At 65.1% G+C, this 18058-nt stretch carries 18 protein-coding genes; 8 read left to right on the top strand and 10 right to left on the bottom strand.

The features are described 5' to 3' along the window. Positions 1–82 precede the first annotated feature (82 nt). The 3 genes from KK137_RS03500 to rlmN form a co-directional block, all read right to left on the bottom strand. Positions 83–457 carry a glycine zipper 2TM domain-containing protein gene (locus tag KK137_RS03500; protein WP_214534646.1) on the bottom strand — a complete coding sequence of 125 codons (375 nt, stop codon included), beginning with the start codon at positions 455–457 and terminating at the stop codon, positions 83–85. 193 nt (positions 458–650) lie between these two features. Then, the gene (locus tag KK137_RS03505; protein WP_214534647.1) at positions 651–1934 is read right to left on the bottom strand and encodes an SAM-dependent methyltransferase; all 1284 of its coding nucleotides are present in this window, start codon (positions 1932–1934) and stop codon (positions 651–653) included. 53 nt (positions 1935–1987) lie between these two features. Further along, complete coding sequence (gene rlmN, locus KK137_RS03510) at positions 1988–3232, bottom strand: dual-specificity RNA methyltransferase RlmN (RefSeq protein WP_214534648.1); 1245 nt, start codon at positions 3230–3232, stop codon at positions 1988–1990. A 232-nt stretch (positions 3233–3464) separates the two neighbouring features. Between rlmN and KK137_RS03515 the strand changes: the two genes are divergently transcribed. Next, positions 3465–4127: an outer membrane protein gene (locus tag KK137_RS03515; RefSeq protein WP_214534649.1), complete on the top strand. Its 663-nt coding sequence runs from the start codon at positions 3465–3467 to the stop codon at positions 4125–4127. Positions 4128–4182: 55 nt separating this feature from the next. Here KK137_RS03515 and KK137_RS03520 read toward each other — a convergent pair whose 3' ends face one another. The 5 genes from KK137_RS03520 to KK137_RS03540 form a co-directional block, all read right to left on the bottom strand. Beyond that, on the bottom strand, positions 4183–4689 hold the full coding sequence (locus KK137_RS03520; protein ID WP_214534650.1) for a hypothetical protein: 507 nt from the start codon (positions 4687–4689) through the stop codon (positions 4183–4185). 255 nt (positions 4690–4944) lie between these two features. Continuing rightward, positions 4945–5148 carry a hypothetical protein gene (locus KK137_RS03525; protein ID WP_214534651.1) on the bottom strand — a complete coding sequence of 68 codons (204 nt, stop codon included), beginning with the start codon at positions 5146–5148 and terminating at the stop codon, positions 4945–4947. Beyond that, positions 5148–5327, bottom strand: coding sequence for a DUF4169 family protein (locus KK137_RS03530; RefSeq protein ID WP_214534652.1), 180 nt, complete (start codon positions 5325–5327; stop codon positions 5148–5150). Before KK137_RS03530 ends, KK137_RS03525 begins: the two co-directional genes overlap by 1 nt. Continuing rightward, positions 5327–5815, bottom strand: a complete 489-nt coding sequence (gene greB / locus KK137_RS03535; protein ID WP_214534653.1) for a transcription elongation factor GreB — start codon at positions 5813–5815, stop codon at positions 5327–5329. The genes KK137_RS03530 and greB overlap by 1 nt, the downstream gene beginning before the upstream one ends. A 138-nt stretch (positions 5816–5953) precedes the next feature. Beyond that, the gene (locus KK137_RS03540) at positions 5954–7876 is read right to left on the bottom strand and encodes a lytic transglycosylase domain-containing protein (protein WP_250893566.1); all 1923 of its coding nucleotides are present in this window, start codon (positions 7874–7876) and stop codon (positions 5954–5956) included. Between the two features lie 111 nt (positions 7877–7987). Between KK137_RS03540 and dapA the strand changes: the two genes are divergently transcribed. Further along, a complete protein-coding gene (gene dapA, locus KK137_RS03545; RefSeq protein ID WP_214534654.1) occupies positions 7988–8869 on the top strand; it encodes a 4-hydroxy-tetrahydrodipicolinate synthase in 882 nt (293 codons plus the stop codon). A 44-nt stretch (positions 8870–8913) separates the two neighbouring features. On the opposite strand, the gene KK137_RS03550 is transcribed toward dapA, so the two are convergent. Next, positions 8914–10101: an acyl-CoA dehydrogenase family protein gene (locus KK137_RS03550; RefSeq protein WP_214534655.1), complete on the bottom strand. Its 1188-nt coding sequence runs from the start codon at positions 10099–10101 to the stop codon at positions 8914–8916. 91 nt (positions 10102–10192) lie between these two features. Here KK137_RS03550 and KK137_RS03555 point away from each other — a divergent pair, with 91 nt between their 5' ends. Further along, positions 10193–10612: a plastocyanin/azurin family copper-binding protein gene (locus KK137_RS03555; RefSeq protein ID WP_214534656.1), complete on the top strand. Its 420-nt coding sequence runs from the start codon at positions 10193–10195 to the stop codon at positions 10610–10612. A gap of 5 nt (positions 10613–10617) precedes the next feature. Here KK137_RS03555 and KK137_RS03560 read toward each other — a convergent pair whose 3' ends face one another. Further along, entirely contained in the window at positions 10618–10911 is a 294-nt protein-coding gene (locus KK137_RS03560; RefSeq protein ID WP_214534657.1) for a plasmid stabilization protein, read from the bottom strand. A 151-nt stretch (positions 10912–11062) separates the two neighbouring features. Between KK137_RS03560 and smpB the strand changes: the two genes are divergently transcribed. The 5 genes from smpB (at position 11063) to KK137_RS03585 (ending at position 17939) form a co-directional block, all read left to right on the top strand. Beyond that, positions 11063–11545: an SsrA-binding protein SmpB gene (gene smpB / locus KK137_RS03565; protein ID WP_214534658.1), complete on the top strand. Its 483-nt coding sequence runs from the start codon at positions 11063–11065 to the stop codon at positions 11543–11545. Positions 11546–11652: 107 nt separating this feature from the next. After that, complete coding sequence (locus tag KK137_RS03570; RefSeq protein WP_214534659.1) at positions 11653–12234, top strand: DUF2062 domain-containing protein; 582 nt, start codon at positions 11653–11655, stop codon at positions 12232–12234. Further along, positions 12231–14729 (top strand): response regulator, encoded by a 2499-nt coding sequence (locus tag KK137_RS03575; protein ID WP_250893567.1) that lies wholly within the window; start codon positions 12231–12233, stop codon positions 14727–14729. The genes KK137_RS03570 and KK137_RS03575 overlap by 4 nt, the downstream gene beginning before the upstream one ends. A gap of 84 nt (positions 14730–14813) precedes the next feature. Beyond that, positions 14814–16328, top strand: coding sequence for a DUF4139 domain-containing protein (locus KK137_RS03580; RefSeq protein ID WP_250893568.1), 1515 nt, complete (start codon positions 14814–14816; stop codon positions 16326–16328). 12 nt (positions 16329–16340) lie between these two features. Continuing rightward, positions 16341–17939 (top strand): DUF4139 domain-containing protein, encoded by a 1599-nt coding sequence (locus tag KK137_RS03585; RefSeq protein ID WP_214534660.1) that lies wholly within the window; start codon positions 16341–16343, stop codon positions 17937–17939. Positions 17940–18058 lie beyond the last annotated feature (119 nt).

Genomic DNA, 18058 nt, shown 5'->3' on the forward strand with positions numbered 1-18058 from the left:
TCAACCTGTAAGGCTTGAATTTAAAAGCGAAAAGGGCGCCCCCGAGGGGACGCCCTTCGCGCTGCGAATGTCATAGTTCGCGTCAGCGGCAGCGAAGCCCGCTGCTGTCGATTTCCTTGCCGATCAGGGCACCGCCGGCAGCGCCAAGAATGGTGCCGAGCGTGCGGCTCTGGCCGCCATCGAGAGCCCGGCCCAGCAGGGCGCCCGCTGCGCCGCCGATGATCAGGCCCGTCGTTCCGTTGTCGCGCTTGCAGTGGTACTGGCCGTCATTGCCCCGCCAGACGCGGTCGTTGGCAGTGAGGCGTCGCGGCTCCACATAGCGGCCGTGACGGTCATAGCGAGCGGCATCATGAGCCCGCTTGCCGTGAGCCGGCGCCCAAGGCGGAGGGTCGGCCATGGCAGGAGCAGCGGTTACCGCCATAGCGGCGGCTGCAAGGGCGAGCAGTGACTTACGCATCGTGCGAACCTTTCCGTCGTCATTATTCTTGCCTCAACAACGGTCAGTTTTGTTCATCGATCCCCAACGCCAGATGAACGGAATTGGTCCGGCGAAAGTTAGCGACGAGTTGCGGGTTTCACGCGGCAAGGCGTGAAGAGCGCTCGGAGCTGCGAGGGTATGTTGGAAGCCTGGGCCGTGGCCGATCGCGAGGCTATTTCTGCGGCGCGAATTCGCCTTGATGCGCTGGATGAGGGGCAGGATCGGGGGTTCTGAACTCGCCTTCGCCGAACCGGGCCTCGTCCTCGAGCATGTAGTTGCGGGTAATTGGCGTCGCCCGCCGGTTGCGAAGGTATTGTAGCTGGTAGACGATCATGCCTCCGTCGGTGAACATCGTCATCGAGGCGGCGAGGTAGAAGGCGTAGAGGCGCCAGAAGCGCTCGTCATACAGTTCCACGATCGTGTCGTGATTGGCTTTGAACCGCTCGTACCAGGCGTGAAGCGTGTAGGCGTAGTGCATCCGCAGCGCCTCGCAGTCGGCCATGATCAGCCGCGCGCGCTCGCTCGCCAGGATGATTTCCGACAAAGCCGGGAGGTAGCCGCCGGGGAAGATGTGCTTTTGCATGAAGCGGTCGGTCGTGCCCGGCCCGCCCATGCGGCCCATAGTATGGATCAGCGCCACGCCCTCGGGCGTCAGGAGGTCTCTCACTTTCGCGAAGAAGGTCGGAAAGAAGCGCGTCCCCAGATGCTCGAACATGCCGATCGAAACGACGCGGTCGAAGGGACCTTCGAGGTCGCGATAGTCCATCAGCTCGAATTTCACCCGGTCGGATACACCCGCCGCCTCGGCCCGCTCGCGCGCGAGGGACAACTGTTCCTCCGACAGCGTCACGCCCAGTACGTCCACGTCGGCCACCCGGTTGAGATACAGCGCGAGCCCGCCCCAGCCGCAGCCGATGTCGACCACGCGCTGGCCGGGCTGCAGATAGAGCTTGGCGGCGATGTGCGCCTTCTTGTCGAGTTGGGCCCGTTCGATCCTGTTCGAAGGATCGGTGAAGTACCCGCAACTGTATTGCATGTCCGGGTCGAGGAACTGGCGATAGAGGTCGTTGCCCACGTCGTAATGATGGGCGACGTTCTTCCGCGAGTTGACCTTGCGGTTGTAGGTGTTGAGCAGGTGCCGCAGGCGGCCGGTCTTCTTGAGGAACCCGGCCGACTTATCGAGCTCCTCCCAGCGGCGGTTGCGGCGAATGATCAGGCACAGGTCGATAATCTCGCCTTCGACCAGTTGCAGGCGGTCGTCCATCCAGGTTTCGGCAGTACCGAGAGCAGGATCCCGGGCGATTTCGAAAGCCGCCCTTCTGTCCTTGAGGCGCACGGTAACAGCCTTGAGCTCTGGGTCGGGAGAGCCGTAGCGGTACGTCTTCCCGTCAGGCCCGATAACTGTCAGCTCCCCGCGTTTCAGGAGCTTGCCCAGCATCTTGTCGAGCAGCCGCATTGCGGCAGAATATACGTAAAATTACGTCATTCAACCTAGAGAAGTGCGGCTCCTCACCCCAGCGCGGCTTGCTTTTCCTCGGCGAGGCGGTCGAGTTCCGCGCGGCTCTTCTTCTCGGCGGCGGTCTTCAACTGGCCACAGGCCGCGTCGATATCGCGCCCGCGCGGGGTCCGCACGGGGGCGGAGATGCCGGCCTCGAACACAATCTCGGAGAAGCGGCGGATCCGCTCGGGAGTCGAACATTCGTAGGGGGCGCCGGGCCAGGGGTTGAAGGGGATCAGGTTGACCTTGGCCGGCAGTTTGAAATGCTTGATCAGCCGGACCAGTTCGCGCGCGTCCTCGTCGCTGTCGTTCTTGTCCTTGAGCATCACGTATTCGAACGTGATGCGCCGGGCGTTCGAAGCGCCGGGATAGGCGGCGCAAGCTTCGAGCAGTTCCTCGATCCCGTACTTGCGGTTGATCGGGACGATCTCGTCACGCACTTCCTTGCTTACGGCGTGGAGGCTCACCGCGAGATTGACGCCGATCTCCTCACCGGCGCGGGCCATCATGGGCACCACGCCGCTGGTCGAAAGCGTGATGCGGCGCCGCGATAGGCCCAGGCCGTCGCCGTCCATCACCAGCTGCAGGGCGTCGCGGACGTTGTCGAAGTTATAGAGTGGCTCGCCCATCCCCATCATGACAATGTTCGTCAGCAAGCGGCCATCGGCGGTATATTCGGCCACCGTCTCTTCTTCGGGCACGTCCATCCGGCCCTTGGGCCATTCGCCCAGAGCATCGCGGGCAAGCATGACCTGGCCGACGATCTCTCCTGGCGTGAGATTGCGCACCAGCCGCATGGTGCCGGTGTGGCAGAAGCGGCAGTTGAGCGTGCAGCCTACCTGGCTGGAAACACACAGCGTCCCGCGATCCGCGTCGGGGATGAAGACCATCTCGAAGTCGTGGCCATCGGCGGTACGCAACAGCCACTTTCGGGTGCCGTCGGTGCTGTGCTGGGCCTCGATGATCTCCGGCCGCCCAATCACGAACCGTTCGGCGAGCCACGGGCGCATGGTCTTGGCAATGTCGGTCATTGCCTCGAACTCGGTCACGCCGCGGTGGTAGAGCCAGTGGAACACTTGCTTGGCCCGTAGCTTTGCCTGCCGCGCATCGAGCCCGGCTTCGGCGAACAATTCGGAAATCCTGTTCTTCGGCAGCCCGAGCAGATCCACGCGCCCGTCGGCGCGCGGAGTGATGTCGCGCGCGACGGGAACGGGATCGATCTGTCCCGGGATGGGCATCAGTGCGGTGTTGGACATTTGCCGCGCATATAGTGCGTGAGGGGCCGAAGGGCAAAGCCTCGCGCGAACGGCAAATCGCGCCACTCGTTCCTGCCGTTGGACGGGCGCGGATAACCGTTCGTCGAGGCAACTGTTGCCCAGAATCCTCAGGCTTTTCGTTGTGTTAGGTTCATGAAACCAGGTCGGGGGGAGCGCCATTCTACCGGTCCACGGCCAGTGTTGCCGTGGTTTGAAGTGAATGGAGCATAAAATGAAAAAGGGTTTCGCAGTCCTGCTCGCCGCCTCGACGGCAGCTTTCGCCATCCCCGCCGCGGCGCAGGAGGATTCGGCATTCTCCGGTCCGTGGGTGGCCGGTGTCGCAGGCTACGACATGAACAACGCCGGCAGCTCGCAGGACGACGGGGTTAACGTCGATCTCGACCAGAATGCCGAAGGCCTGGTCTATGGTGTGGGCGCAGGTTACGACATGGACCTGGGCAGCGTCGTGGTCGGCGCTGAAGCCGAGCTCACCGACTCAACGGCCGACTCCGACTATTCCGACCCGTACACCAACTTCGGGCTCGGCGCGGTCAACACCGGGCGCGACATCTACGTCGGCGCGCGCGTCGGCTTCAAGGCGACGCCGAGCACGCTGGTCTATGCGAAGGGCGGCTACACCAATGCGCGCTTCAACTTCATCGGCACCGACGGCACCACCAACTACGACCAGAACCTCGATACCGACGGCTGGCGTGTGGGTGCCGGTGTCGAACAGAAGCTCGGCAGCAATGCCTTCGCCAAGATCGAGTATCGCTACTCCAACTACAGCCGTGGCGAGATCGACTTCGAGGCGGACAATGTCGCCGACAGCGACCGCTTCGACATCGATACTGACCGTCACCAGGTCATGGCGGGCGTGGGCTGGCGCTTCTAACCCCTTACCGGGGTACGTCACGCGGGCCGGAGGGGAAACCTTCCGGCCCGTTTTTCTAGGTCAGTTTGGCACAACCCACCGTCGCGGCGTCCATCGCCGTGGCGGCGCCGGCGAGGTTGTAGCGATCGGTGAAGCGTCGTCCCGACAAGTCGCGGGCGCTCACACTCATGCTGGGCGCCGAGCGCATGGCCGCGACGATCGCCGCATCCATCTTGCGATCCTGCGCCCAGGCATCGCCGCCAGCGCCGGTAAGGTCGAACCGCTGGCCCGCAAGGGTGAGCGCAATCGCCTTATTGGCCGGAATCCGTCGTGACAGCCTGACGTGCAACTGGCTGCGCACCCCGCTCTTCGGCCAAGTGCCGATGCTGGCGAAAGCGGCTTGCGTCGGACGGTTCGCGCTATTGGAGCGGGCTTCGGCCAACGCCGCCGAAATCGCGTAGCAGCGTGGAACTTGCTGGTCGCGGAAAGCGCCCCAGTCGCCGAACACTCCGAGACTGTCCTTTGCGAGGGCAGGCGCGGCGAGGGCGACAACGGCAAGGAGACCCCACTTCAGGCCACGCATACCCGGCCCGCATGAATCCGAGGGGTGACAAGGGTGACGGCGTTCCGCGCCGCGGGCAGCACACGGGGCTCTTCAAATTCAGCCGACGAAAGTGCGCGGTCGGAACAGGGGTCAGCGTCAAGCGGGGCAGCCATGCGGCGAGCGATAGCAGGCAGGCGGCGAGTAGGAAAACGATCTGACGTGGCGGAGTAACGGATTGCGCAAATCCTCCTCGAGCTTGCTCGGGGAGGATCGGAGAGATGAGCCGCCCGCTACCTAGCCTTCGATAAAATCCAGCCACGCCACGACGTCGTTGTCGGTGGCAAGGAACAGGCCGGCCTGGACCTCCTCGGGCTGGTTCTCGGCGATCTGCATCGCTTCGCGCAGCGGGCCGTAGAACAGGGTTTCGGCCGCGCCGCCTTCGCTTTCGCCGTCGAGGAAATAGAGGCGCACGGTGGCTTCTTCGTATGTCGTGCGCATCAGTCGCGCTCCAGCTTCGCGCCGTCGAGTTGACGCGCTGCGCGAACCTTGTCGGCCATGGTTTGCATCTTGTCCGCTTTGCTCATGCCGAACTTGGCTCGGTTGGCCGACGCCTCGTTCGCCTTGTCCGAACGCTGCTTCGCCTTGCGTACGCTCCGCAGATTGACAATCTCGGCCATCAGTTCGCCACCGGATAGTCGATCGCCACCACTTCCCATTCCTTCTCACCGGCGGGAAGGCGGACGGTGCGCAAGTCGCCCACCGCCGAGCCGCGCAGGGCGCGCGCGATGGGGGCGCTCCAGCCGATCTTCCCGGTCGAAGCATCCTGCTCGTCATCACCGACCAGGGTGAGGGTACGTTCGTTGTCGTCCTCGTCGGCGATGGTGATCGTGGCGCCGAACCAGACGCGCGCGCGGTCGGGGGCCTGGGCTGGGTCAATCACCCGGGCGGCCTTCATCCGGCGGGCGAGGTGGGCCAGTTCACGGTCGATCTCTCGCATGCGCTTGCGGCCGTAGAGGTAGTCGCCGTTCTCGCTGCGGTCCCCGTTGCCGGCCGCCCAGCTGACGATGGCGACGATCTCCGGCCGCTCGGTGCCGAGCAAGTGATCGTAGCGCGCCTTGAGTGCCGCGAGGCCCGTCGGGGTGATGAGGTTTTCGGCGGGCTTCATTGTTAGTCACGTACCCCGGAGGACCCGCTTCATCAATCTCCCCTCCCGCTGGCGGGAGGAGTCGGGGCGGGCCGGTCGGGCCAAGCGCTACACCGGCACACACCCACCCCTGACCCCTCCGGCCAGCGGGAGGGGGACTTAGCGCAGGAACTCGTTAATCGTGCGCGGACGGCCGTAGGTGGCCAGTTCCGGATGCAGCGCCTCGTAGACCACCGCGTTTTCGACCACGCGCTGGACGTAGTTGCGCGTCTCGAAGATGGGAATCCGCTCGATCCAGTCGACCCAGCCGATCGAGCCGGTACGTGGGTCGCCGTTTTGGCGCAGCCACTTGTTCACGTTCCCCGGTCCCGCGTTGTAGGCGGCGACGGCGAGGGGGTAGCTGCCGTAGGTGTTGAGCATCCGGCGGAAATAGCCGTTCCCGAGCATGATGTTGTACTGCTGGTCGGTCATCAGCGAGGCCGACATGTAGACCACCCCGAGTTTGCCGGCCTGTTCGCGTGCGGTGCCGGGCATCAGCTGCATCAGGCCCTGCGCACCGGCGTGGCTGACGCGGTAGTCGTCAAACTCGCTCTCCTGCCGGGAGATGGCGTGAACCATGGTCCAGTCCGCGCCTGACGGCGTCTGCACCACGGGGAAGCCCACGGTGGTGAAGCCGGTGAAGCCCTTTTCCGGGGCGGTGCGCCCGACAACGACCGCGAGTTCCGGAAGATGCAGATCGCGCGCCGCATCGCCGACGAGCTGGAGATCGACTTCGGTCTGGGCCTGGTTTGCGGCGGCGGTGTAGAACTTGCGCTTGGTCTGCCAGGTGTGCCCGCTGCTGGCGAGCGCGACCAGCGCCTGGTTGATCGGGCTGGCATAATAGGCGTCACGCTGAAGCTGCGTCGGCTGAGCGGGGACGCTGGCCGCATAGGCGGGAGGCGAGCGGCCAAGCTGTTCGAGTGCCAGCAGGCCGTAGAAATACTCCGGATACTGCGCCGCCATTTCGTAATAGCGGTTCGCCGCGGCCTGGTCCCCCGCCTGCCCGGCTGCGCGGCCGGCCCAGAAAAAGCCTTTCGACCGGGTTTGCGGTGTCTTGGCGGCGGCGCCGTAACGATAGAACAGCGCGGCGGCCGCGTTTCCGTCACCCAGGTACCAGAGCGCGTTGGTCCCGCCGAGCCACATCAGCGAGGTGTAGTCGTCGCGCAGCTTGTAGGGCCCGGTAACGATCTCGTTGATGTCGGCGAACGGTTCGGTCGCGCGTTGGGCGACCTGGACTGCCGTGTTGCCGCTCGTGAGCCGGGCGACGGTCAGATGCTCGGTGATCCAGGCCGTCGGGTCGAAGGGTTTCACGGAAAGGGGCGGATGCGAGGCCAGCATGGACACGGCCTCCTGGTCGCGTCCTTCCTGGCGCAGCTCGCGGCTGCGATTGTACAAGTATCCGGGATCGGTCGTCGCGGACCCGTCGGTGGTGTACCCGTCGCCTCCCTGCAGGATCGCCAGGCGCGCGGCGTAGATGTTGGCCTTTCCGGGCGAAACGTAGGGAAGCTGTTGCGCGGCGGCGTAGGCGTTACGTTGCCACAGCAGCGCATCCATGCGCGCGTCGTGGTCTTCGGGCGTGAAGCGGCTGCCGTAATTGCCGTAGAGGATCGCCAGCGCGCCATCGCTCATCTCGCCACCCCGCCACGCGGCACGGGCGGCGGCTTCGGCCTGATCGGGCCGAAGCGTAAGCATGGCCACGGCATATTGCGCGCGGCCGTTGTTGGTCACCGGAGGATAGCGGTCGAAGTAGGCGACCAGGCGTTCGGGGCTGACATAATCGTAGCCCAGCCGCGCCTCCGCATTGGCACGCAGCTTGTCTTCGTCGGGGAAGCCCGGATAGCTCAGCAGGAAGCCGGCATAGTCTTCAAAGGTATACTGCGGACTGGCCGCCAACTGTTCCCAGCGGCTGATGGCGTAAGACATTCCTCCCGTCTGCGCGACGAGGCTGCTGCGACCCTGATCCCATCCGGCTTGCGCGAAGGCATGGCCTGGGACTAGGGCGGCGGAAATCGTGAGGGCGGTGAAGAGAGCTTTGCTAACCATGCTGGACATCGTGGCAAGCGGCTCCTTATCAAGCGCTGAACGGTTTTATCCCTGCGGCAGCGCGACGCGCGCGGCCATTTCCGATTAGAATCCACGGCGGGAGCGGTGTAAATGTTTTCTGGCTCAATTCCGGCACTTGTCACCCCATTTCGTGAGGGGCAAGTGGACGAGGAAGCCTTCCGCCGGTTCGTCGACTGGCAGATCGAAAATGGCTCTTCGGCGCTGGTTCCCTGCGGGACCACCGGCGAAAGCGCAACGCTCGATAACGAGGAGCATCACAAGCTCATCGGCATTTGCGTCGAGCAGGCGTCCGGCCGAGTTCCGGTGATCGCCGGCTGCGGCAGCAACGATACCCGCACGGCGCTGTGGCATATGGAAGTGGCCAAGGACCTGGGCGCCGACGCCGCGCTGATGGTCGCCCCCTATTACAATCGCCCGAGCCAGGAAGGCCTGCTGGCGCATTTCTCCTTCCTCGCCGAAAGCTGCGACTTGCCGATCGTGCTCTACAACGTGCCCGGTCGCACGGTGACGGACCTGTTGCCGGCCACTGTGGTCGAGCTGGCCCGCAGGCACCCCGGCAAGATCGTCGGCATCAAGGACGCCAGCGGCGACCTCCAGCGCGCCACCCAGCACCGGCTCGGAGCCGGGCCGGACTTCTGCCAGCTCTCGGGTGACGACCCGCTGGCGCTGGCGGGCTATGTACTCGGCCAGGTCGGTTGCATCTCGGTCACCGCCAACGTCGCCCCCAAGCTCTCAGCGGAGCTCCACGCGGCTGCTGCGACGGGCGACTACGAGCGCGCGCGCAAGGTGCACGAAAAGCTGTTCCCGCTGCACAAGGCGCTGTTTGCCGACGCCAGCCCGTCGCCGACAAAGTATGCGCTCGCCAAGCTGCACAACTGGCTCACCGCCGACACCCGACTGCCGATCGCACCCTGCAGCGAAGCCGCACGCAAGGCGGTAGACGAGGCGTTGGAGATTGCCGGGCTGGGGTAGATCCTCGCCAAGCATTCTCCGCGCGGACCCAATCGGATGTTTTGCTAATACAGCGGTGAAGGATGCTCCCGCCCGAGCATCATCGCGCCATAGGTCTCCACCGCCGGCTGGGCGATGATCATGTGCTGGTTAAGCGTCAGGGCGTCGCGGGCGAGCCGTTCCAGCACCGAGCCTTGAAAGATCACGTTGGCTCCGATCAGGTCGAACGACTGGCGGGTGACGTCCGCCGCCATGCGGAACGAATTGACGTTGGCGAGGGCGAGGCGACCTTTGGTTTCGACCTTGGGAGAGCCAGTCACGAGCTCGGCCCAGAACTCTTCTGCCGCACGGTGGAGGAAGGCATGGGCCGCACCCCAGGCGGTCTCGGCCCGGGCGACAGCCTCGCGGACCTGGGCGATCTCGCCCATGGGGCGGGGTGGGATGCCGGCCTTGCGGGTTGCGATCAGGGCTTTGACCTCGTCGATAGCACGCCGGGCGGTGCCGAGCGGGACGGCGGCCATGGTCGTCACCCAGTTGAAGCCGCTCGAATAGAGCGGCTCGCGCCCGGCGAACATCGCCTCCTCTATCCGCAAGGCCTGGTCCTCGGGAATAAATACGGGTGCCGCGCGGTAGTGATTGCTGCCGCTGCCGCGTAGCCCGTGGGTGTGCCAGGTGTCCTCGATCACCAACTGATCCGCGCGGCAGAAGGCCAGGCGGCCTTCGGGGATACCGTTGGGGCCGGTCACGGGTTCGCCGTTCTCGAACAGGGCGCCCCCGCTCATCACGACATCCGCGTGCGTCACTCCGCTGCCGAACGGAAAGCGGCCGGTAAGGAGGTAGCCGCCCTCGACCCGCTCGAGCCGGCCATGCGCAGTGGTGAACTGACCGGCGGTGATCATGTCCGGATCGGGTAGAAGTCGGGCCGAGGCGGTCGCAGGCAGGAACTCGGCGAGCAAACCGCTGTCGGCGCCGATCTTGACGCACCAGCCGACCGAGGGATCGGCGTGGGCGAGCACTTCCATCACCTGCAACTGCTGCGGCAAGCTCATTTGCGGCCCGCCCTTGGCGCGCGATCGAGCCATGCGGAAGAAGCCGGCCTTGCGCAGGTCGGCCACGAGATCGTCCGGCAGCCGGCGCAGCGCCTCGATCTCTTCGGACCGTGCCGCAATCGACGGCGCCATGTCGCGGGCGTTCTGCAGGATGCGTTCGGCGGTCAGCGAACCGGCATCGGCGGAACTTAAGGCTGTCGCCATCGCTTTCCCTTCGGTAACCGGTTCTCTCCCGCGCCGATGTGTAGGAGCGGTCGGATAGTCTCGTCCAGCCCCGGGAACGGAGGACTGACCCATGCGCAAATTTTCGACGATCCTGGCTGCCGGCGCGATGGCGCTATGTACGTCCGGCTATGCCAGTCAGCCGCAAGCCGCCGCGCCCCCGGTGGATTCCGGAGCGGGGGCCGAACAGCGAGTTGAGCTGTCAAACTTCGACTTCAACCCGAAGGAAATCCGTCTGCAGGCTGGGCACCCCTACGCCCTCGTGGTGGCGAACCTGGCATCGGGAGGACACAACTTCACCGCGAAGGAATTTTTCGCGGCGGCCCGGATCGAGCCCGCTGACACCGCGCTGGTCACTGACGGCGAAATCGAGGTTCCGGCCATGTCGACGCGCACGGTGCATCTCGTGCCTGCAGCCGGTTCCTACAAGCTCGTGTGTACCCACGCCGGCCATGCCTTCCTGGGCATGAAAGGCAAGATCGTCGTCGAATAACCGCTTCAGGCAGTGCCCTTGCGGCGCCGGGTATCCCAACCCTTGCGCGCCGCGGCGGAACGCTGCTCGGCAGATCCGGACTTATGGGCCCGGCCCCCGCGCGAGGACGACACGTGCGTGTCCTTCTTGCCCCGGCCGGAACCGGACTTGTTGCCACCACCGCTCTCCTTGTTGACGGTCGCCCAGGCGCGGCCCTTGGCCTCTTTTTCCGACACGCCCCGGTCTTCGTAACCCTCGGCGATATGCTCGGCCTTGCGCTTCTGCTTGTCGGTGTACTTGTCCTTGTCTCCTTGGGGCATTGTGCGACTCCTAGTATGCCCGTCCCGCTCCCGACCAAATTGCGGACAGGAGCAGGGTTCCAAGTTTAAGGTAAGGCAAGCATTCGACGAATGGAGTTTTGCCAGGAAGGGGGTTCCGCTCCTTCGGCGTAGTGCCTACATGCGCGGGCTCATGGCCCGACCCAAACCCTCCACGTTCGACAAAGCGAAGACCGTCGCCGAGAACCGGCGCGCGCGGTTCGAGTATTTTATCGAGGATGTCTTCGAAGCCGGAATCGCCCTTTCGGGTACCGAGGTGAAATCGCTGCGCTTCGGGGAAGGCACGATTGCCGAATCCTACGCCGACCTACGGGACGGAGAGGCATGGCTAATCAACGCCAACATCCCCGAGTTCAGCCACGGTAACCGCTTCAACCACGAGCCGAAAAGGCCGCGCAAGCTGCTGCTCCACGAGCGCGAGATCGAGAAGATGATCGGCGCGGTCGAGCGCAAGGGCATGACGCTGATCCCGCTGTCGGTCTATTTCAATTCGCGCGGGCGAGCGAAAGTCGAGCTGGCGCTGGCCAAGGGCAAGCAGACCCACGACAAACGGCAGACGATCAAGGACCGCGACTGGAAGCGCGACAAGGCGCGCCTCATGCGTGATCGCGGTTAAGGCCGCCGTGCGGTCGGCCTGCACTACCGGCTCGGCGCAAATCGCCCTGATCTATCCGATAGCCCGCTTGCAAGCGGCGGGCAGGCCGCGCAAGGCGGGGTGGGATCATGGCTAACTTCCGATCAAAGACTTTCCTGTCCGACTGGCTGCGCGAAAACATGCCCACGCGCCAGCAGATGGAGAGTAACCGCTTCATCCGTCCGTTCGCTCATCGGGTGCTGCGTTCGGAGTTGTGGCGGTTTACCCGCCGTTCGGTGCCGCGGGGCGTCGCGCTGGGGATGCTCGTCGGGGTCATTGTTCCCTTCGCCCAGATCCTGTTCGCGGCCTTGCTTAGCACGACGGTGAAGGCGAACGTCCCGGTTGCCGCGCTCACGACCTTTGTGACCAATCCGTTCACGACCCCTGCCATCTGGGTCGCCGCCTACTGGATCGGCAGCTGGATGTTGCGGGTCGACGCGGCGACGATCGTCGCCCCGGTCAACACCGCCATCGAGGAGACAGAGCTGCAGCAGTTCCTCGAATGGCTGACAGGTGCGACCATGGTCACGGCCTTCGGGCTGGTGATCATCGCGATCGTCTCGGCCGCCATTTCTTATCTCATGGCCGTCTTTCTCTGGCGCTGGTGGATCGCGCGCAAGTGGACCCGCCGCAAGGCTCGCCGTGTCGAGGAAGCGGCCGTCAGGGGATGAAGGGCGTGGCAGGAAAGATGGGCAAGGGCCCCGCAACCAGCCCCTTGGTTGATTCACTCGCGGTCGCGGCGGCGGTGCTCGCAAGCATCGCCCTGATCCAGCTGGTGACCGGCAGCGCGCTCGTAACCGTGGCTTATGCCGGCGGACTCGGAGTGCTGGGCTTGATCGCCTTTTCGGCCGCTCGCCGGCGACCGGCTGCCGCGTTGGCGGCAGAGGCGGGAGTGCCAGATTGGTCGGTGACGGTCGCCGCCATCGAGCAGGCGGGCGTCGCCGTCGCCATCACCGACCGGGCCAACCGGCTGGTCTGCGCCAACGCCGCGTTCGAGCTGTGGTTCGGATCCTCCTACGCACCGCCTCGCCTTCCGGTCGACGGCGCCTCGGCCGACCAGCTGGCCCGCGCCGCCCATGTGGCCTGGCGCGAGGGCGAAAGCGGTGAGGTCACGATCGCCGACGAAAGCCACGCGTGGACCGCGGTTATCCAGCGCGTGGGCCGTGGCGACGAGTACCTCATCTGGCGCTTCACGCCGATAACCCGGACCGAGCCGCTCGCCGGAATCGGCAAGTACATCACGGGCACCTTCGGCAAGATCTTGAGCGCGGCCGGCATCGAAGTCGCTCTGGTCGGACCAGACGGCGCCATCCGCGCCTGCAACCAGGGCTTTGCGCGTCGCGCCGCGGGCGACGAGAACGCGAGCATGGCGGGGCAGGACTTCGTCACGTTGCTGCGCTCGGACGAGCGCGACCGCATCTACTTCGCGCGGGAGGGCCGCAAGGGCTCCCCGCAAACACTCGTCAGCGTGCCGCTCGCCGACCCCGAGGTGGGCGCCAAGGCGGGCGATGCCCCATCGCTGATGATGATGTTCGACGCGGGCATCGGCCTCGGCGGTTGGGGCGGAGAGACGCGTGGACAGGGCGTGCAGCTTCAGTCCCTCCTCGAACAGCTTCCGCTGGGCCTGGCGATGACCGACCGCGACGGTCATTTCCTGTTCGCCAATCCCGCTTTCCGCCGCGCGGCCGGTGTCGAAGACGGCAAGCTGCCGCCTTATCCTTCCGACCTGGTGGTAAGGCAGGACAAGACCGCGATGTCGGACGCGGTGCGACGCTTCGGGCAGGGCCCGGCTTCGAGCGGCGATATCGCGGTACGCTTGCGCTCGGAACCGGACGAACCGGTCTCGCTCGGCCTCGCCGGGGTGCGCGGCATGGGGGAGGCGGCGGTCTTGCTGAGCCTTGCCGATACCACCGAGGAAACCCGCCTCAAGCGGCAGGTCGCGCAGCAAACCAAGATGCAGGCGATCGGTCAGTTGGCCGGAGGCGTGGCGCATGACTTCAACAACGTGCTCACGGCGATCATCGGCTACTGCGACCTCATGCTGCTGCGCCACACGCCTGGCGACAGCGACTACGACGACATCCAGCAGATCAAGGCCAACTCCAACCGCGCCGCCTCGCTGACGCGTCACCTGCTGGCTTTCAGCCGCCAACAGACGTTGCAGCCCGAAGTCATCCAGCTGCCCGATGTGATCTCGGAAGTCAGCCAGCTGCTCAAGCGGCTGCTCGGCGCGCGTATCACGCTCAAGACGCAGCACGCCCGTGACCTGGGAGCGATCCGGGCCGATCCGCGTCAGCTGGAGCAGGTCATCGTCAACCTCGCCGTCAACGCGCGTGACGCGATCCAGGCGCGTGGCGGCGAACAGGCGACAGGCACGCTCTCGTTCAGCACCCGCCGTGTGGCGGCGCACGACGTGCGGCGCATGGGGTCGGAGATCATCCCCTCGGGCGATTATACCGTGCTGATTGCCGAGGATACCGGCGGCGGTATTCCGCAACCGGCCTTGAGCAAGATCTTCGAGCCGTTCTTCACGACGAAGGAACTGGGCAAGGGTACGGGCCTCGGCCTCTCGACCGTTTACGGCATCATCAAGCAGTCGGGCGGGTTCATCTTCGCCGACAACGCCGTCAATCCCGATCGTAGCGTCCGGGGCGCCCGGTTCACCATCTACCTGCCGGTCTATCACGCGACCGAGGAAGAGCTGAAACGGGCCGAGACGCTCGAAGAAGCCAGTGAATGGTCGGGCGGTGGGCGAATCCTGCTGGTCGAGGACGAGGACATGGTCCGCGCGGTGGCCGAACGCGCGCTGACGCGGCAGGGCTATACCGTGGTTACGGCGTCTGACGGTGACATTGGCGTCGAGGCCGTGCGCAAGAATCCCGACTTCGACCTCGTGGTGAGCGACGTGGTCATGCCGAGCCTCGACGGCCCGGCCATGGCGCGCGAAATTCGCCAGCTCGTCCCGGGGATGCCGATACTCTTCATGTCGGGATATGCCGAAGAGCAGTTGCGTCGAGAGATCGACATGGACGGCATGCACTTCATCGCCAAGCCCTTCAGCGTCGCCCAGATCGCGGCGAAGGTGGGCCAGGTGCTGCGCCTGAGTTCGGCATCCACGCAGCGGAGGCCGGCGTCGGGCGGGAGCCAGATTTCGCCCAATCGTTGACGGTCGATCGCTTCGTCGTTCATTCACCACGTGTTAACGCGCGTGTTACACTATAACATGAACGAGCTTCATGGGAGAACCTGCATGTCCCTGCGCACTGTCCTGGCGATCACCACCGCAGCCTTGATTTCCCCGATCGCTTCAGTCGAGGCGCAGACTCCCACCGATCCAGACGCGACCGCGCAGGGCGACGTGGCGGTGACGATCTACCAGTCGGGCAACTCCCTGGTGCAGGACGTGCGCCAGCTGGCGATCGCGTCGGGCCGCAACACGATCGCGTTTCCGGACGTTTCGGCGCAGATCAGACCCGAGACGCTGAGCTTTTCCGCCGCAGGCACCACGATCGTCGAACAGAACTTCGATTTCGATCTGCTCACTCCCCAAAAGCTGATGGAGAAGGCCATCGGTCAGACGGTCACTCTTCTGCGGACCAATCCCGCGACCGGTCAGGAAACGCGCGAACGGGCGACGGTCCTCTCGACAGCCGGCGGGGTGGTCATTCAGATCGGCGACCGGATCGAGGTTCTGCGCGACGATGGCCTGCCTGTCCGGGTCATTTTCGATCGCGTTCCGCCCAACCTCCGCGCCCGCCCCACGTTGTCGGTAACGCTTGAGAGCGACCGGGGCGGCTCGCGCCCCGCCTCCATCCGCTACCTGACCCAGGGTCTCGGCTGGTCGTCCGACTATGTCGCGCTCTACGACGAGGGCAAGGGAACTATCGACATGCAGGGCTGGGTCACGCTGTCGAACAGCACGGGCACGACCTTCCATTCGGCCAACACGCTGCTCGTCGCGGGTAATCCGAACATGGCGAGCCAGTCTCGCGGCTACGGCGGCCGCGTGGCGCCGCCACAGCCCGGCCGCTCGATGGTTCCCGGAACCGAGACGGCCGACCGCGAGCGGCTTGGCGACTTCTATCTCTATCCCATCGCCGAGCGGACCACGATTGCCAACAACCAGACCAAGCAGGTCAGCTTCCTCGACGTCCAGGGAGTGGCGGCGCGCAAGGTCTACGGGCGCACAGTGGGGTGGTTGAGCTCCGACGATGCACCGGTCAACGTCCAGAGCCAGATTGCCTTCTCCTCCTCGCGCAACGGTGGCTTGGGCGATGCTTTGCCCGCCGGTACCGTGCGCTTCTACCAGCGCGACCGGACGGGCAATCCGCAATTCATCGGCGAGAACGCCATCGGGCACACGCCGATGGGCAGCGAGCTGACCCTGGCGACCGGCGACGCGTTCGACGTGTCCGTCCAGGCCGAAGTCGAGAGCCGCGACAAGATCACCTCCGCCGACTACGAGCGCAGCGCTCGCTATCGCGTGACCATCAATGGCGAGGACGTGCGCACCGTTCAGATCGACCGGACCGTCGACTATTGGCGCACGACCATGCGCTATACCTTCACCAACGCCAAATCGACGCCGGTCGAAGTCGAACTGGTGCAGGGCGGGCTCGACTACGGGTGGTGGGCCCGCGATTTCCGCGTGGTCAGCGAGGATGTGCCGGGCGTCCAGCTCAACGCCGACCGCCGCAAGTACGTGGTGACCGTGCCCGCCAACGGAAAGCGCGAAGTGCGCGTCACTTACGAGACCCGGTACTGAGGAGGCGCGGCCATGCGCTGTTCCTTCTGGAGATCGAGCTGGGCCGCCCTGGCGCTCGTGGCCTCGCCGGCTGTCGCCCGCGAGACGGTGGAAGCTTCGGCCCCTTACGACCTCGCGGTCACCCTCTATCGCGACCCGGACCGCTCGCCGAGCGATGCCATGGATCGCGATTGGCCGCGCGGCTTTGCGATGATCACCGAGACCCGGCAGGTCACGCTCCCTCCTGGCGAGTCCACGATCCGCTTCACCGGGGTCGCAGAGGGCATGGTAGCGGTGAGCGCAATCGTGACCGGCTTGCCCGGCGGCACGATCGAGAAGAACCGCAACGCCGACTTGCTAAGCCCAGCGTCGTTGATCGACGGGACGCTTGGGAACCGCGTGACCATCACCCGGACCAACCCGGCGACTGGGCAGGTGGTGCCGGAATCCGCGATTGTCCGCACTCGGGCCGATGGTGGGCTGGTCCTGCAGACCGCGCAGGGCTTCGAAGCGGTGCGCTGTTCGGGGCTGCCCGAAAGCCTGGCCTTCGATCGGATACCTACCGGACTCTCGGCTCAGCCCGTCTACAGTGTCGACACCCTCAGCCCGTCGGGCGGCACCTACACGGTCGAGCTGACCTACCTCGCCTGGGGCTTCGATTGGCAGGCTAACTACGTCGCGACCTTGCAGGAAGGCTGGCAGGGCGACGCGATGAAGCTGCGGCTGATGAGCTGGCTGACGCTGCTCAACGACAACGGCCAGAGCTTCCCAGACGCCGAGCTGCTTGTGGTGGCCGGCAAACTGAACGTCGTGAGCGATTTCGAGGCTTTGTCCGATCCGCCGAGAGCGCGGCCCTTGCGGCTTACCTGTTATCCGTTCGGCAGCACCGCGGCCGGTTCGCCGGTGTCCGACCTCTTCCCACCGCCAGCTCCGCCGCCGGCGCCCATGATGAGAGCGCCAAGCGCGGCGATGTATGAATCCGCCGATGCCATTGTGGTTACCGGTTCGCGGGTCATGAAAGCCGAAGAGGAAGCGCTAGGCGACCTCAAGCTCTACCGCGTGCCGGTGCCGGTGACGGTGTCGGCGAAGGGGCTGAAACAAGTGGCGTTCCTCGACCAGGACAGCGTTGAAGGAAAGTTCCTCTATCGGACCGATTGTTCCCCTTGGTCCCTCCGGGACGAACCGGTTCGGGCCTCGATGCTGCTGGTTACCGTGAACGATCGAAAGCACGGGCTCGGGATGGCCCTGCCCATGGGCGGCGTGGCGGTGTTCGAACCCTCGGCCTTTGGCGAGCAACTGGTCGCGGAGGAGAACATTCGCGACTACGCGATCGGACAGGATATCGAAATCAATCTCGGTGAAAGCAGCCAGGTCTTCGCCCAGTGCGAGCGCCTGGCGGACTTCGACCTGGATGAGGACCGCGCGCGCTGGTCGCCCATGCGGACGACCCTCACCAATGCTAACACCAACCCGGTCAAAGTCCGCGTCGCTCTCGGGCCGTCGGGAACCTGGCGCCAGCGTGGCATCAAGGGGACGCGAGTCAAGGACGGGCAGGTGATTGTCGAGGTCACGGTGCCCGGAAACGGCACCCGCGAACTGAACTGGAACGTGCGTCCGGCGGGCGAGGTCTGATCTTAATCGGGCGAAAGCGTAAAGCCCCCCGAACCGTCGGGCCAAGGCGTAAATTCCAGACTCGTTACCATTATCGAAACCATGCGACTTAACCGAAGCGAAGCGCGTCATCCCTTAAA

The sequence above is a fragment of the Croceibacterium selenioxidans genome (genome assembly GCF_018599195.1).
GTDB classification, from domain to species: domain Bacteria; phylum Pseudomonadota; class Alphaproteobacteria; order Sphingomonadales; family Sphingomonadaceae; genus Croceibacterium_A; species Croceibacterium_A selenioxidans.